Origin of the sequence: Parvibaculum sp. (assembly GCF_039680535.1) — a bacterium.
Taxonomy (GTDB): domain Bacteria; phylum Pseudomonadota; class Alphaproteobacteria; order Parvibaculales; family Parvibaculaceae; genus Parvibaculum.
Window position 1 is genome coordinate 91,693 of sequence record NZ_JBDKSS010000014.1, and the last position, 14,265, is coordinate 105,957.

A 14,265-nucleotide genomic window follows, 5' to 3' on the forward strand; every position below is an offset into this window, starting at 1 on the left:
TTGGTGGCCGAATGGCTGACGCGGGTTTAAATCTTCACCCACGACGATTACATGTCCGATAGGCTATACTTAGTATCGTTCCAGAGTAAAAGCCCAATCCCCGTGGGGATATGGCTGGAGTAGACCCGAATGAGCGACACGCTGACCGAAATCCTTCCCGGCACGGGCAAGCCCATCACGCTGAGCGATCGGGCTGCAAAGCGGATTCTCGAGATTCTCGCCGGCGAGGATGAAGGCGTGATGCTGCGCGTCTCCGTTTCAGGCGGCGGCTGCTCCGGCTTTCAATATGGCTTCACGCTGGACGACAATCGCGCCGCCGACGACATCGTCGTCCAGAACGGCCGCGCGACGGTGCTGATCGATTCAGTTTCGGTGATGTATCTCGAAGGTTCGGAAATCGACTTCGTGGACGATCTCATCGGTTCGGCGTTCAAGATTCACAATCCGAACGCGACTGCGTCCTGCGGCTGCGGGACATCCTTCTCGGTCTGAGCCAGCTCCAGCTACCCTCAGCCTCCAAAGGCGAACTGCACCGCCGACGGATTCGTCAGAATATAGCTATAGAGAAAATAGGCGCCGATCGATACCACGGGCGACAGGACGAGCATTGTCATCGTTGTCCAGCCACGGATCATCACGCCGAGAATTGAGCAGAAGAGGCAAATGGCGGGAATCCATACGCCGAGCGTCGCAACCGCCCAGTAAACATTGATGTCCTGCTCGGCCGCAAATGGCGGCAGCGACTGCACGGCCAGCATTCCGTGAACCAGAGCCATGAAAGCGGCGAGAATGCCGATCACACTAAGGAAGCAACGCTCCGTCATGTGTGCTGGCGCCTGATACACGCGGGCCAGCTGACGGTCTTTCGGTCTTGCGACCACAGCACGAGTTACCACTTCCGACTCCCTCCCCCAGGGATTGTTACTGACGACAATGCTGAGCCCTCGAACGCCTCGCGTCAATTACCATGAATATACTGGTATTTTTTGTGCGCATGCGAGATTGCGGCGCAACAAGGTTCGACAGACCGTATGCATCTTGCCTATATGATGCGATGAGGCGCGTCAGTCTGTGGTCCGAGGAAAGTTCATGAAAGTCGCATCGTTCAACGTCAATTCGCTGAAGGCCCGCCTCGGCAATCTGAAGGATTGGCTCCGCGAGGCAAAGCCCGACGTGGTCTGCCTTCAGGAGACGAAGTGCACCGACGAGACGTTCCCGCGCGGCGACATCGAAGACCTCGGCTACAACGTCGTCTTCCACGGGCAGAAGACCTACAACGGCGTTGCCATTCTCTCGAAGCATCCCATCGACGAGGCGATCCCGGGCCTGCCCGGCGATGACGGCGACGAACATGCGCGTTATCTCGAAGCGGTGATCTCGGTCGATGGCGGCGCGATGCGCGTGGCCTCGATCTATCTGCCGAACGGCAATCCGATCGGCACCGAGAAATTTTCCTACAAGCTCGCCTGGATGGATCGCCTGATCGCCCATGCAACGGAGCTTCTGAAATACGAGGAACCGCTCATCCTTGCCGGCGATTACAACGTCATCCCGATGCCGGAGGATTGCTTCGATCCGAAGGCATGGGAAGGCGACGCGCTTTTCCAGCCGGAGTCGCGGGCGAAGTTCCGTGAGCTGCTCAATCTGGGTTTTACGGACGCTTTCCGCGCCTGCCACACAGAGCCGCACCGCTATACGTTCTGGGATTATCAGGCAGGCTGCTGGCCGAAGGACAAGGGCATTCGCATAGACCATCTGCTGCTCTCGCCGCAGGCCGCCGACAAGCTCAAGGCCTGCGACATAGACAAGGAGCCGCGCGGCCGGGAGAAGCCCTCCGACCACACGCCGATCTGGGCGGAGTTCGATCTCTGAGGCGTCAGCCCGAATAAGGCTTGCCGAGCGGCATCACGCGCACGCCCTTGCGCAGATGCTTGTAGTGGAGCTTCGAAAGATCGGCTGTGTTGGGGCCGGGGCTTTCGACAACGAGCACTTCGCGGGCGAGCGGGCCGAAATCGGCACGGAAATGCACCGAGCTTTTGACGACGAGGATGCCGAGCTTTGCGGGCTCGATGCCCGTGTGCTTGAGCATTTCCTGATCGGCGCATTGCGCCTTGCGGGAGGCGACGACAATTTCGACACCGCCCTTTCGCAGCCGCGCCGTGGTTCCGAGCGACATGCGCGACCCGCCATAAAAAGGCCCGGTCGCCAGGAATTCGCCATCGGTGATGCGGACCACTTCAAACTCGTCATCGACGGGTTCTTCGTCCGCGGCCCCCGTCTTCGCGCCGAGTTGCAGGCGAACGCGAGCGCCCTCGCCCGCAACCGCCGCGGCTTTCGCTGACTCGGGGTCGAAGAGCACGCCAAGCGCCGCGCGTTGAGCATCCTGCGCGATCAGCTCGCGCAGAATGCCGACCGTATCGCCATTGCCGCCCGCGCCGGGATTGTCCTGCGTATCGGCGAGAATGATCGGACCGCCCTCGCCTGCATTGGCAATTGCGTAAGCCACACCGTCATGCGCGGACCACAGCTTTTCGCGGAAGGCGCTCTCGCTGCCATTGACCTTCGTGGCGATCCTGTCGGCGGCTTCGCTGGCAGCCGCTTCCGTATCGGCATAGGCAATGACCGTCGGGCTGCAATCCCTGATGTCGGCGAGCGCAAAACCGCCAGCGAAAGAAACCGTGCTCACGCGGCCATTCCCCAGAACCGCGCCTTCAAGCGCCGCCACGTCGCGGTAGATGCCTGCCGAAGGCTCGACCAGCGTACATTGCGCGGTGAGCGGAATGAGATAGTCGATCTTCCGCAGCACCTTCGCCTGGCGCGGTAGCCCAGAGAACATCGCTTCGAGATGGGTGGCCGCCCGCGCGCCCGTTTCCGCCATGTCCACATGCGGATAGGTGCGATAGGCGATCAGCACGTCCGAATATTCGATCATCTCCGCCGTGACATTGGCGTGGAGATCGAGGCTCGCGACGACTGGAATTTTCGGACCGACTGCCGCGCGGACACGCTTCAGCAGCTCGCCCTCGCCGTCCTCCAGATGTTCCGTGACCATCGCGCCGTGAAGATCGAGATAGACGGCGTCCACGTCGCCCGCATAGCCGAGCGCATCGAGCAACATCTCGACAACACGTTCGTAAGCCTCTTCCGTCACATGCGCCGATGGCGTGGCCGAACACCAGACGAGCGGCAGCAGCGTGTGCCCCCTGGCTTCCGCCGCATCGATAAATCCGGCAATCGGTATGTTCATGCCTTTGAAGGTCGTCAGCAGCTTCGGGCCCTTCTGCAGGCTCGGCCATGAATCAGCCTGCTCGAAAGCCGCGAAAGGCGCCTTGGACGGCGCAAAGGTATTCGTTTCGTGCTGAAAGCCGCCGACTGCTATACGCATGATGTGCTCAACGCCTCATTCGAAATCCGGCATGCCGGCCGCTCGTGGGGCCGGTGTCCGCCATCGTAGAATGGCGAAACGAAAAAAGGGAGGACCGATGATCAAGCTTACATTCTGCCTCACGCGCAAGCCTGGCATGACCCGAGAGGAATTCCAGCATTACTGGTTCAACAACCATGCGCCGCTCGTCGCGCGGCATCGCGAGGCGCTGAAAATCCAGCGCTATGTCCAGCTCCACACAGGCGATTTCGCCATGGCGGACGCGCTCCGCGCCGCTCGTTCAGGGAGCATCGAAGCGGCCCCGGCGATCTATGACGGCGTGGCGCAGCTCTGGTGGAACAGCCTCGACGATCTCATGACCGACACGCCCGAAGCGCGCGCGGCAGGCGGGGCGCTTCTCGAGGATGAGGCAAAGTTCATCGACTTCTCGAAATCGCCGCTGTGGTTTGGCGAGGAAAAGGTGATCTTCGGCTAGGGCGCCTTCGCGAAGGCGGTCAGCCCTCGTGCTTCGCCAGCCAGTCGTCGGCGACCGCCTTTGCCTGCTCCTTCTCGCCATCGCGCATGCGGCCCGAATATTTCGTCATGGCGGCATTCACGCGGCCCGCATTGGCCGGTTCGGCGAAGCGGTTGGCCAGATCGAGGAACGACCATCCCGTCACGCGATCCTGATGGACGCCTTCGCCATCGAAATAGACCCGGGCAAGCTCCAGAAGGCTCAGCACATGACGCTTCTCCGCGGCGAGAATGAGCCAGCGCAGGCTCTCCGAACGCTGGACGGGAACGCCGAGCCCGCGGCGATACATGTCAGCAAGGTGATATTGCGCGTCGGGCCAGGCCGCGAGCGCGCCCATCTCGAACATCTTGAAGGCCTTCTGGTAGTCGCGCTTCACACCGACGACCGTGTTGCCGTTGCGATAGACGAGGCCGACCTTGTCCGCGGCCTGCGCATTCCCAGCCTGCGCCGCGAGAAGATAGTAATGGAACGCCGTTCCATCGGATTGGGGCACGCCGCGTCCCTGCTCATAGAGCCGCGCCACGAGATAACCGGCCATGCCATGACCGCCCTTCGCGGCCTGCGACCAGGAATCGACCGCCGCCGTGATGTCGCCCGCGCGAAAGGCCTCGACGCCCGCATTGAACATCGCGTTGGCCGCCGCCGTCGGCTCGGCATGAACCGTGCCCGCAGCGCTGAGCGTAAGTCCCAGCGAGAGGATAAGGGCTGCAAATTTCTGGCGTGGGGACATCGAGGAAACTCCGGCGAAGGGGCCGCCATTCTCGCACAAAGCCCGGGCTTGCAAAGCCCCCGAAACGCGGCGACTTCGCCCATTGACCCGGGCCGCCCCCGCAGGCCACCATCGCTTCATAACAGGCCGGTAAACAGGCCGCTCCGGGAGGACCAAATGAAGGCTGCCGTCTTACGCGAAACAAAGAAGCCCCTCGTCATCGAGAACGTTCAGATCAACAAGCCGGGCCCGCATGAGGTGCTGATCCGCACCGTTGCCGCAGGCGTCTGCCATTCCGATCTGCACTTCCTCGAAGGCTCTTATCCCTATCCGCTTCCGGCGGTCCTCGGGCATGAAAGCGCAGGCGTCGTCGAGCAGGTCGGCTCCGAAGTCCATACCGTGAAGCCGGGCGACCATGTCATCACCTGCCTCTCGGCATATTGCGGCCATTGCGAGCATTGCCTGACGGGCCACATGTCGCGCTGCGTCAGCCCCGAGACCAAGCGTCAGGCCGAAGAGGAGCCGCGCCTCTCGCAGAATGCGGGGACGATGAACCAGTTCCTCAACCTCTCGTCCTTTGCCGAATACATGCTCATTCACGAGCATGCCTGCGTCTCGATCCGCAAGGACATGCCGCTCGACCGCGCCGCGCTCATCGGCTGCTCGGTGACGACCGGCGTCGGCGCGGTGATCCACACATCGAATGTGCGCCCCGGTGAAACCGTTGCCGTCATCGGCTGCGGCGGTGTCGGCCTCGCGGCCATCAACGGTGCGGCCATCGCTGGCGCTGGCCGCATCATCGCCATCGACATGCAGGGCTCCAAGCTCAACCTCGCCAAACAGTTCGGCGCGACCGACGTCATCAATCCGAAAGATGGCGACCCCGTGAAGCAGGTCATGGACATGACCAATGGCGGCGTCCATCACTCCTTCGAGGCCATCGGCATGAAGCAGACGGCCGAGCAGTCCTTCCGAATGCTCGCGCGCGGCGGCACGGCGAATATCATCGGCATGATCCCGGTCGGCGTGAACATCGAACTTCACGGCGCGGACTTCCTCGGCGAGAAGAGAATCCAGGGCTCGCTCATGGGCTCGAACCGCTTCCCCGTCGACATGCCGCGCCTCGTCGATTTCTACATGGCGGGCAAGCTCAAGCTCGACGAAATGATTTCGCGTCGCCTGAAGCTCGAACAGATCAACGAGGCTTTCGACGAGATGAAGCGCGGCGAACTCGCCCGTTCGGTCATCGTCTTCGACAGCTGATTTTCAGACTCAGGAACGAGAAGAGGCAGCCCGCGGGCTGCCTCCTTTGTTTTGCGCTCAGCCCCCCAACGGGCTCACAGTCCTAATTCGTAAGCGCAGCGGCCTTGTCGACGATTTTGGACGGCGGCTGCTTCGCGGGCTCGACGGCGGCCGAAGCGCCGTTTTGCGCGAGATTGATGTTCACGGTCGGCTCGTATTTGTTGTCCGAGCCGCTCGCCGAGTCGATCGCCCAGCCGATGCCGCCGCCAAGGATGATATTGCCGACCGTCGCTCCGGCCACGTCGGAATGATTGACGTAGCTCGCCTTCTGATAGCCCTCTTTCGAGCACTCGATCATGATGTCGTATTTGGTCTTGTCGATCTTCAGCGAACCCGGCGTCGGATCGATCTTGCCAAGGCTCTCGCCATGGCGCGTGAACTCGCAGGCGGCGCCAGGTGGCGTGGTATTCACGCTGATGCGCTGCGAAGTACCTTCGACCACGGTCGAGCAACCGGCGAGCGCCACCATGGCGCCGCCCAGAATCAGGATGCGTTTCATAAATTTCCCCAGTAAATGCCGCATATGCGGCCAGCCCAGGGAAATGCTAACGCCGGAGCGCCTGGATAAGCAACTACTCAGTAGACCGAAATTCAGACTGCCCCATCGAGCATTTTTAGTGCGTCTGCAAACTTTGCCCGGGCCGCCTCGGCCTCGGCCTTCCGTTCACGTTGCTCTTCCACGACATGTTCCGGTGCCGAGGCGACGAATTTCTCGTTGGCGAGCTTCGCCGCGAGCTTCTCAATCTCTCCCTCGAGCTTGCCGATTTCCTTGGCCAGGCGGGCGGTCTCAGCCTTGAGGTCGACGAAGTCCGCAATCGGAAGAAGCACCGTCGCTTCATCGAGAACGAGCTGGAGCGAGCCCGCGGGCACCGTCTCCGACGTGTCGGCCGAGGCGAGGCGCGCAAGGCGCAGGATCAGGTCCTTGTGGCGCGCGAGACGCTCCAGGCTCTCCTGCGAAGCGCCCTTGATGAGCAGCGGAATCTTCGCGCCCGCCGGAACGTTCATTTCGGCGCGCACCGAGCGAACATCGGAAATGAGGCGGATGACCCAGCCCATTTCGGCGTCGGCTTCCGCGTTGCCAAGGCTCGAAAGATTGGGCCATTCGGCCATGACGAGCAGAGTCTTGCGGGCTGGCCCCGCCGTCGTAGCCCAAAGCTCTTCGGTCATGAAGGGCATGAAGGGGTGCAGGATCAGCAGGATCTGGTCGAGCACCCAGGCCGCCGTGGCGCGCGTTTCGGCCTTGGCGGATTCATCCGTTCCCAGAAGAAGCGGCTTGATGAATTCGAGATACCAGTCGCAGAACACGTTCCAGACGAAGCGGTAGATCGCGCCCGCCGCCTCGTTATAGCGGTAGCCTTCGATTTCTTCCGTGACCTTGGCCGCAACGCGCGCAACCTCGCCGACGATCCAGCGATTGACGGTCTGCGAAACGCGGGCCGGATCGAAATCTTCGATACGTGCGCATTCGTTCATCTCGCAGAAGCGCGCCGCGTTCCAGAGCTTGGTGCCGAAATTGCGATAGCCTTCGACGCGGTTCGTCGCGAGCTTGATGTCGCGGCCCTGCGCGGCCATCGCCGCCAGCGTGAAGCGCAGCGCATCCGCGCCGTACTCGTCGATCAGCTTCAGCGGGTCGATGACGTTGCCCTTCGTCTTCGACATCTTCTGGCCCTTCTCGTCGCGGACCAGCGCATGGATGTAGACATCGCGGAACGGCACTTCGTCCATGACGTGCAGGCCCATCATCATCATGCGGGCGACCCAGAAGAAGATAATGTCGAAGCCGGTGACGAGCACATCGGTCTTGTAATAGCGCTTCAGCTCCGGCGTCTCGTCCGGCCAGCCGAGCGTCGAGAACGGCCAGAGCGCCGACGAGAACCAGGTGTCGAGCACGTCTTCGTCGCGCTTCAGGGCGACGCTCTTGCCGTAATGCTTTTCGGCGGCGGCCTGCGCCTCTTCCTCGCTATGCGCGACGAAGATTTCGCCATCCTCGGTATACCAGGCGGGAATGCGATGACCCCACCAGAGCTGGCGCGAAATGCACCAGGGCTGGATGTTGCGCATCCATTCGAAATAGGTCTTTTCCCAATTCTTCGGAACGAAGGTCGTTTCGCCGCGCTCGACCGCCGCGATTGCGGGCTTCGCGAGCGTTGCCGCGTCGACATACCACTGATCGGTGAGATAAGGCTCGATCACCGTCATCTTCGACTTCTCGTCATGCGGCACCATGACGGTCTTGGGCTCGATGCGGTCGAGAAGTTCCAGCGCCTCGATGTCGGCAACGATCTTCTTGCGCGCGTCGAAGCGGTCGAGGCCGCGATAGGCCGCGGGCGCCTCGTCATTGATCCTGCCGTCCGCCGTCAGAATGTTGATCTGCGGCAGGCCGTGGCGCTTGCCGACTTCGAAGTCGTTGAAGTCGTGTGCGGGCGTGATCTTGACCGCGCCCGAGCCTTGCGTCGGGTCGGCGTGTTCGTCGAAGACGATCGGAATCCTGCGGCCGACCAGCGGCAGGATGACATGCGCGCCCTTGAGGTGCTTGTAGCGTTCGTCTTCCGCATTCACCGCGACGGCGGTGTCGCCCAGCATGGTTTCCGGGCGCGTGGTCGCAACGATGATGTAGGGGCGATCCTCCCATGCGGTCGGCTTGCCCTCCTCGTCGAATTCGCTCGGATAGCGAACGGTCTTGCCGTCGGCGAGCGGATAGCGGAAGTGCCAGAAATTGCCCTTCACCTCGATGTTCTCGACTTCGAGATCGGAAACGGCCGTCTGGAGCTTCGGGTCCCAGTTCACCAGCCGCTTGTCGCGGTAGATGAGGCCCTGAGCATGCAGCTCGACAAAGACCTTGGTGACGGCGCGCACCATCTGCTCGTCCGGCGCACCGCGCTCGCCAAGTGTGAAGCGTTCGCGGCTCCAGTCGCAGGAGGCGCCGAGGCGGCGAAGCTGGTTGATGATGCTGCCGCCCGATTCGCCCTTCCACTTCCAGACGCGCTCGATGAAGGCGTCCCGGCCCATGTCCCGGCGGTGGATATTCCCCTCGGCATCGAGCTGGCGCTCCACGATCATCTGGGTCGCGATGCCTGCATGGTCGAGGCCCGGCTGCCAGAGCACGTCCTTGCCGCGCATGCGCTCGAAGCGGATCAACACGTCCTGCAACGTGTTGTTGAGCGCATGGCCCATATGCAGGCTGCCGGTGACGTTCGGCGGCGGAATGACGATGCTGTAGGGCTTGGCGCCCGCCGCCACCCGCTCGGGGTTGCCCGCCTTGAAGGCGCCGCTCTCTTCCCACTGGCGGTAGAGGCGTTCTTCGACGTCCTTGGGGCTGAATGTCTTCTCGAGCATGGGAATGGGTCCGGGGGGAGTTCGGCGCGGGGCACTTTTCGGGGGCCTCCGGCCGGAAAATTGGGAACTAAAGGCGCGGAATACCGCCGTCTTACAGCAGGTGCCGCCCCCGGCCAAGCGCCGAAAGCAGGGCAAAACGCGCCAGCCCGGCCAAATGCCTAAAGCGGCGGGCCCTTCAGGGAGACCGCCGCAAGGCTCCGGACTCGAAGGCAGGCGGCGTCAGCGGTGGCCGCGGGCCACGCGCTCGATTTCCTCGCGTACCAGCCGCTCCACGAGCGGCGGCAGGTTCTGATCGAGCCATTCCTTCAGCATCGGCTTCAGCAGGTCCGCGACCAGATCCTCGATCGTGCGGGAGGTGCCGGACGAGCTCATGAACGAGCTGGCCAAGGCCCCGAAAGCCGCCGAAGCGGCACCGGCGGCGTCGCTCGACAACAGGCCGGACGGAGCCGGGGCTGCAGGCTGGGAGGTATAGGACGGAGCTGGAGTCGGTTGCGCGTTCATCACGGGCTCGCCAAAAGCAATGTCTTCGTCAGTTTCGTCGTAAATCGGCTCGGCAGCGGGCTCCGGCTCATGCGGCATGTGCGGCGCCTCATAAGCCGCCGGAGCGGGTTCTGCATAGACCGGTTCAGGAATATATTCCGGCTCGGCTTCAGCGACCGGTTCCGGCGCATAAGCCGCTTCGGACGCATAGACCGGCTCGGACAGGGGGACCGGCTCGGACAGCGGCGCGCTCGCCTCGATGAGAGGTTCGTCCTCGGACAGCGGCTCGGTCAATTCGAGGATGTCTTCTTCGAATTCCTCTTCTTCCGCCTCGAATTCTTCTTCGAACTCGGGCTCCAGAGGCTCCTCAACGGGCGCGGGCGGCGGCGGCGGGGTCGCCTCGGCCACCTCCTCTGCCTCGTTACTGCCCGTATCCTCGGAGATGATCCGGCGAATGGAGGCGAGAATCTCCTCCATTGTCGGTTCTTGTGCCGGGCCTTGATTGCTCATACTGCGTCCTGCCAGTCCTCGGTCGCTACTTCAACCTGCTTACCAGACAAAAGCTTAGGAGATGTTGACAGCAAAAGCCAACATGCCCCGGTCAGGAAACGTAGTTAAATAACGCGTTTATTGCCCGTCGTCCCCGGCGGTGCCGAAGCCGATCCACTTGTCGCGCACCTCGTCGGCATTCACCTGCGGGTCATAATATTTAACCGGCAGTTGAAGCTGACGGGCCGTGAGCTGCCCCGTCGCTGCCAGCAGGTTGTAGGATGCGACCACCTCATCGCGTTCCGCGCTGACGAGAGTGACGCGGGCGTTGAGCAGTTCCTGCTCGGCGTTCAACACGTCGAGCGTGGTCTGCGATCCGACCTGCTCTTCCTGCTTCACGCCTTCCAGCGCGATCTCGTTCGCCTTCACCTGCTCCTGGCTCGAAACGATGTTCGAGCGCGCGGCGAGAAGTTGTTCCCATGCGTCGCGAACGGCCTCGTCGACCAGACGCTGCACCGAGGCGATCTGCATCAGGGCGGCGCTCGCCTGCTCCTTCGCGGCGCGGACCTTGGAATATTCGGCACCGCTCTGATAGAGCGGAATGGTGAGCACGCCCATGATCGAGCTCTCGTCGCTCGTCCGAACGGTCGCGCTGGACAGCGCGCTCGACGAGGGATCGCGCGCATACTGGTACTGCGCCTGAACGTCGAAGGTCGGCAGCAGCGCGCCCTTGGCAACCGAAACGGCAGCGCGGCTCGCGGCCTCGCTCGCGCGCGCGGCCTTGAGGTCGGGATTGTTGCGCTCCGCATAGGCGCGCGCCTGATCCTCGCTCTGGGGCAGATTGGCCACCGCCGCCGGCTTCACGAGATCTGCAGGACCATGCCCCACGATCTTTTCGTAGGAGGCGCGGCTCGCGGTCAGTTGCGCTTCTGCCTGACGAAGGCCGGTCTTCGCGCCGCTCAACCGAGCTTCGGACTGGGCGACGTCCGTGCGCGTCAGCTCTCCGACGCGGAAGCGGTCCTGCGTCTGCTCGAGCTGGCGCTTCAGCACTTCGACGTTGTTCTTGTTCAGATCGACGACGCCCTGATCGCGGATCACATTCATGTAGGCGGCAACCGCGTTCAGCAGCGTCGCCTGCTCGGCGCTGAGCAGCGAATTCTGTCCGGCCTCGACCACGTGCTCGGCCTGCGCCGTCGAATTGACCGTACGGCCGCCCGCGAAGAGGTTCTCGCTCAGCGTCACGCTGCCGGTCAGGGGACGGGAATTTGCGTCGAGACTCGCACCGGCTGGCGCCTTGAGATTCGCGCGCGAGCGCGTGGCGGCATAGGTGCCCTGCGCGGTCACTGTCGGGCGCCATCCGGCGAGCGCCTGCGGCACCTGCTCGTCCGTCGCACGCTGCTGCGCGCGCTGCGACTGCAGATCGGGATTGCTCTGGTAGGCCGCGGATAGCGCATCCACGAGGTTCTCAGCCGAGGCGAAAGGCGCCATGACCGTCAAGGCCAGCGCACTCGCACCGCCGAGAGCCATCAGCTTCACGGAAGCCCCAAGGGATCGTTTCATCGTTTTGCCTCTCCGCAAAGCGGGGCCGAGCCCCTCTACGCAAACGCGATTGGTATCTGATCTAGTTCCGGCAAGGTACAGATATGATCGGTCGCGGCCAAGTGTCAGTTGAGCACAGGGCTTTTACTGTCAAATTGCTGTTATCACTCACGAATCGGAGCTTTGCGAGGTTTGGCACCTCCGCTCCGGGCCGCCGCTCAGAAGACGAAGCTTTCCGCGACTTCGAAGCCTGGAAGGGCATGCACCTTGGCGTCGAAGGCAACGCGGCTGCTGACCGCGCCATGGGCACGAATGAAGATACGGGCATGCGCCGCGGGGCCCTGACCTGTGACGACGACCAGACGGCCGCCATCCTTGAGCTGGCTCAGAAGATTCTCCGGTGCCGCCGGCGTCGCACCGCTGAGGAAGATCACGTCGTAGGGACCGGCCTTCGCATAGCCGTCGCCGAGACCGCCGGTCACCACCGTCACATTGGATGCTCCCGCTTCGGCCAGATTCGCCGAGGCGGCTGCGGCCAGCGCTTCATCGACTTCGAGCGCAACGACCGATTTGGCGAGGCGCGCGAGAACCGCCGACGAATAGCCCGTGCCGGCGCCGATATCGAGAACATGGTCGGTTTCCTGCACGTCGGCCAGCTGGGCGAGCTTCGCGAAGGCGCGGGGCTGCATCAGGTAGCGTCCGGCGCCCTGCCCTTCGTCGAGCCGAACGTCTTCATCCATGTAGGCGACGCCCCGGCGCTCGGCGGGAACGAACTGTTCGCGCGGCACGGCGCTCATGGCGGCGATCAGCCGGGCATCCGTCACGGCGTTACAACGCACCTGGTTCTCGACCATATTGATGCGGGCGGCGGCAAAATCGGTCATGGGGAGGCATCCTGAGGCGAGATGGGCCGCCGGGGCCCTGTGGGCCGCCGGGCGGAGTCATTGGACGCGTTTATAAGGCTCCCCGTCCGCAAACTCAATTCGCGATGCGAAAACCGATCCGGAGGCGCCTTGCGGGGCGGCTCGGCCCATTTTGAAAGGCTCACACCCCCCAACCGGTGTGAATCAGCCTCGAATGTGCATTGTCTGTCTGGCGGGGAGTTGCTATACCCCGGCCTGTCTAGGATGGCCACGTGGCGGAGTGGTTACGCGCCGGACTGCAAATCCGTTTACCCCGGTTCGATTCCGGGCGTGGCCTCCAGATATTCCCCTGCATGACGTTTCAGCGTTGCCGGCTGTTGTGAGCCAATGAGCCCGGCCGCGTTCCGCCGCCTGCCTTGCGTGCGAGAATCACGCCCCAGATCATGCCGAAGAGCAGATAGATGTGGCGCCAGTTCTCGATGTCGATGATGAAGGCTTCCGCCATGTGGCCGACCACGCAGGCATAGGCGACGATCAGATATTCCTGGCCCGGGCCCGCGACGAACGAGGTGCGCCAGCCCCGCCGCAAGGTCAGAAGCACAAAGCCGATAAAGGACAGGCCGGAGAGAAAGCCGCCTGCCACCAGCACGTGCAGGTAGACGTTATGTGTGTCCAGCCTGTTCAGCTTCGCCCACTGGTTGGGTCCGAGGCCGAGGGGATTTTCGAGCGTCTTCACGAAGGCGCGCTTCTGGCTTTCGAAGCGGCCCTGCTCGCCGACGTCATAATCCTGAACGAGCATGGCTCGCTCCTTGAAGAGTGCCTGCACCTGCGGAGTCGAAAGCGCCGCCGCGAGCATGCCGACGACGAGAACGCCCATCACCGCCGCGGAGACGATCAGCCGCATCGACTGGCGGGCCGATTTCGACGTCGCGAGCGTCAGGCCGAGAAACACTGCGCTTGAGAGGACGAGCGAGCCCCATGCGCCGCGCGAAAAGCTCAGGAACACACCGAGAAGCAGAACCCCGACGCCGGGCGCAAGCAACAGCGCCCGCATGCTCCGCGCCATGCTGAGCCGCTGCGCGAGATAGATCGTCGGCGGAATGAGGAAGGGCCCGAAGACGTTCGGATCGTTGAAGGTGCCTGTCGCGCGCCCCATCGCCAGATAGTCGTCCGCATTCGGCATCACATCGAAATAGGCCGCGATGGCGATGACCGAGACGATGACGCCGCCGATAGCCCACGCATTCAGCAGAAGCGGCAAACGCCTGCCGGGGTCCTCGTAGACGAAGGACGAGAAGAAGATGAAGGCGCAGACCTGATAGCCGCTGACCGTCAGCGCATCCTGCACCAGGTCCATATAGGGCGCCGAAACGCCGCCGAGGATATAGCCGATGAGCACCAGCCCCCACAGAAGCGCGGGCCAGGCCATGCCCCGCGGCAGCTTGAGGCCGAGCAGGAAGAAGAGCGCCATGCAGCCAATGAGCAGAAGATCATAGGGCACCGGCTGGCTCTCGCCCGCCTTGCTCTTCTGATAGAAGCTCCCGACGATGACGAGGAAGAGAGCGATTTCTCCGATGCGCCGCCCCCATCGGCTGGCGGCGGAGGCAATGGGCATATGAGTGTCGATGGCAAAACCGTTCATGGCGCC

At 62.9% G+C, this 14,265-nt stretch carries 13 protein-coding genes and 1 tRNA gene; 5 read left to right on the forward strand and 9 right to left on the reverse strand.

Translation table 11 applies throughout. The features are described from left to right. Positions 1 to 129 precede the first annotated feature (129 nt). Entirely contained in the window at positions 130 to 492 is a 363-nt protein-coding gene (gene erpA, locus ABFC66_RS11020; protein WP_346741012.1) for an iron-sulfur cluster insertion protein ErpA, read from the forward strand. Between the two features lie 17 nt (positions 493 to 509). Here erpA and ABFC66_RS11025 read toward each other — a convergent pair whose 3' ends face one another. After that, positions 510 to 824 carry a hypothetical protein gene (locus tag ABFC66_RS11025; RefSeq protein WP_346741013.1) on the reverse strand — a complete coding sequence of 105 codons (315 nt, stop codon included), beginning with the start codon at positions 822 to 824 and terminating at the stop codon, positions 510 to 512. A gap of 265 nt (positions 825 to 1,089) precedes the next feature. Between ABFC66_RS11025 and ABFC66_RS11030 the strand changes: the two genes are divergently transcribed. After that, positions 1,090 to 1,872: an exodeoxyribonuclease III gene (locus tag ABFC66_RS11030; protein WP_346741014.1), complete on the forward strand. Its 783-nt coding sequence runs from the start codon at positions 1,090 to 1,092 to the stop codon at positions 1,870 to 1,872. Positions 1,873 to 1,876: 4 nt separating this feature from the next. Here the strand turns inward: ABFC66_RS11030 and ABFC66_RS11035 are convergent, their stop codons facing one another. Then, a complete protein-coding gene (locus ABFC66_RS11035; protein ID WP_346741191.1) occupies positions 1,877 to 3,388 on the reverse strand; it encodes a M81 family metallopeptidase in 1,512 nt (503 codons plus the stop codon). 94 nt (positions 3,389 to 3,482) lie between these two features. Between ABFC66_RS11035 and ABFC66_RS11040 the strand changes: the two genes are divergently transcribed. Continuing rightward, positions 3,483 to 3,860 carry an EthD domain-containing protein gene (locus ABFC66_RS11040; RefSeq protein WP_346741015.1) on the forward strand — a complete coding sequence of 126 codons (378 nt, stop codon included), beginning with the start codon at positions 3,483 to 3,485 and terminating at the stop codon, positions 3,858 to 3,860. A gap of 19 nt (positions 3,861 to 3,879) precedes the next feature. Here ABFC66_RS11040 and ABFC66_RS11045 read toward each other — a convergent pair whose 3' ends face one another. Next, positions 3,880 to 4,629, reverse strand: a complete 750-nt coding sequence (locus ABFC66_RS11045) for a tetratricopeptide repeat protein (RefSeq protein WP_346741016.1) — start codon at positions 4,627 to 4,629, stop codon at positions 3,880 to 3,882. Positions 4,630 to 4,785: 156 nt separating this feature from the next. Here ABFC66_RS11045 and ABFC66_RS11050 point away from each other — a divergent pair, with 156 nt between their 5' ends. After that, the gene (locus ABFC66_RS11050; protein ID WP_346741017.1) at positions 4,786 to 5,871 is read left to right on the forward strand and encodes a Zn-dependent alcohol dehydrogenase; all 1,086 of its coding nucleotides are present in this window, start codon (positions 4,786 to 4,788) and stop codon (positions 5,869 to 5,871) included. Between the two features lie 82 nt (positions 5,872 to 5,953). Here ABFC66_RS11050 and ABFC66_RS11055 read toward each other — a convergent pair whose 3' ends face one another. The 5 genes from ABFC66_RS11055 to ABFC66_RS11075 all read right to left on the reverse strand — a co-directional run bounded on the left by ABFC66_RS11055 (position 5,954) and on the right by ABFC66_RS11075 (position 12,638). Next, positions 5,954 to 6,409, reverse strand: coding sequence for a hypothetical protein (locus ABFC66_RS11055; RefSeq protein WP_346741018.1), 456 nt, complete (start codon positions 6,407 to 6,409; stop codon positions 5,954 to 5,956). 92 nt (positions 6,410 to 6,501) lie between these two features. Then, positions 6,502 to 9,246, reverse strand: coding sequence for a valine--tRNA ligase (locus ABFC66_RS11060; protein ID WP_346741019.1), 2,745 nt, complete (start codon positions 9,244 to 9,246; stop codon positions 6,502 to 6,504). 219 nt (positions 9,247 to 9,465) lie between these two features. Then, positions 9,466 to 10,236 carry a DUF2497 domain-containing protein gene (locus ABFC66_RS11065; protein ID WP_346741020.1) on the reverse strand — a complete coding sequence of 257 codons (771 nt, stop codon included), beginning with the start codon at positions 10,234 to 10,236 and terminating at the stop codon, positions 9,466 to 9,468. A gap of 117 nt (positions 10,237 to 10,353) precedes the next feature. Then, positions 10,354 to 11,775: a TolC family outer membrane protein gene (locus ABFC66_RS11070; RefSeq protein ID WP_346741021.1), complete on the reverse strand. Its 1,422-nt coding sequence runs from the start codon at positions 11,773 to 11,775 to the stop codon at positions 10,354 to 10,356. Positions 11,776 to 11,972: 197 nt separating this feature from the next. Beyond that, positions 11,973 to 12,638 carry a protein-L-isoaspartate O-methyltransferase gene (locus ABFC66_RS11075; RefSeq protein WP_346741022.1) on the reverse strand — a complete coding sequence of 222 codons (666 nt, stop codon included), beginning with the start codon at positions 12,636 to 12,638 and terminating at the stop codon, positions 11,973 to 11,975. A 245-nt stretch (positions 12,639 to 12,883) separates the two neighbouring features. On the opposite strand from ABFC66_RS11075, the gene ABFC66_RS11080 reads away from it, so the two are divergent. Next, positions 12,884 to 12,957, forward strand: a tRNA-Cys gene (locus ABFC66_RS11080). 21 nt (positions 12,958 to 12,978) lie between these two features. On the opposite strand, the gene ABFC66_RS11085 is transcribed toward ABFC66_RS11080, so the two are convergent. After that, positions 12,979 to 14,259 carry an O-antigen ligase family protein gene (locus ABFC66_RS11085; RefSeq protein WP_346741023.1) on the reverse strand — a complete coding sequence of 427 codons (1,281 nt, stop codon included), beginning with the start codon at positions 14,257 to 14,259 and terminating at the stop codon, positions 12,979 to 12,981. Positions 14,260 to 14,265: the final 6 nt, after the last annotated feature.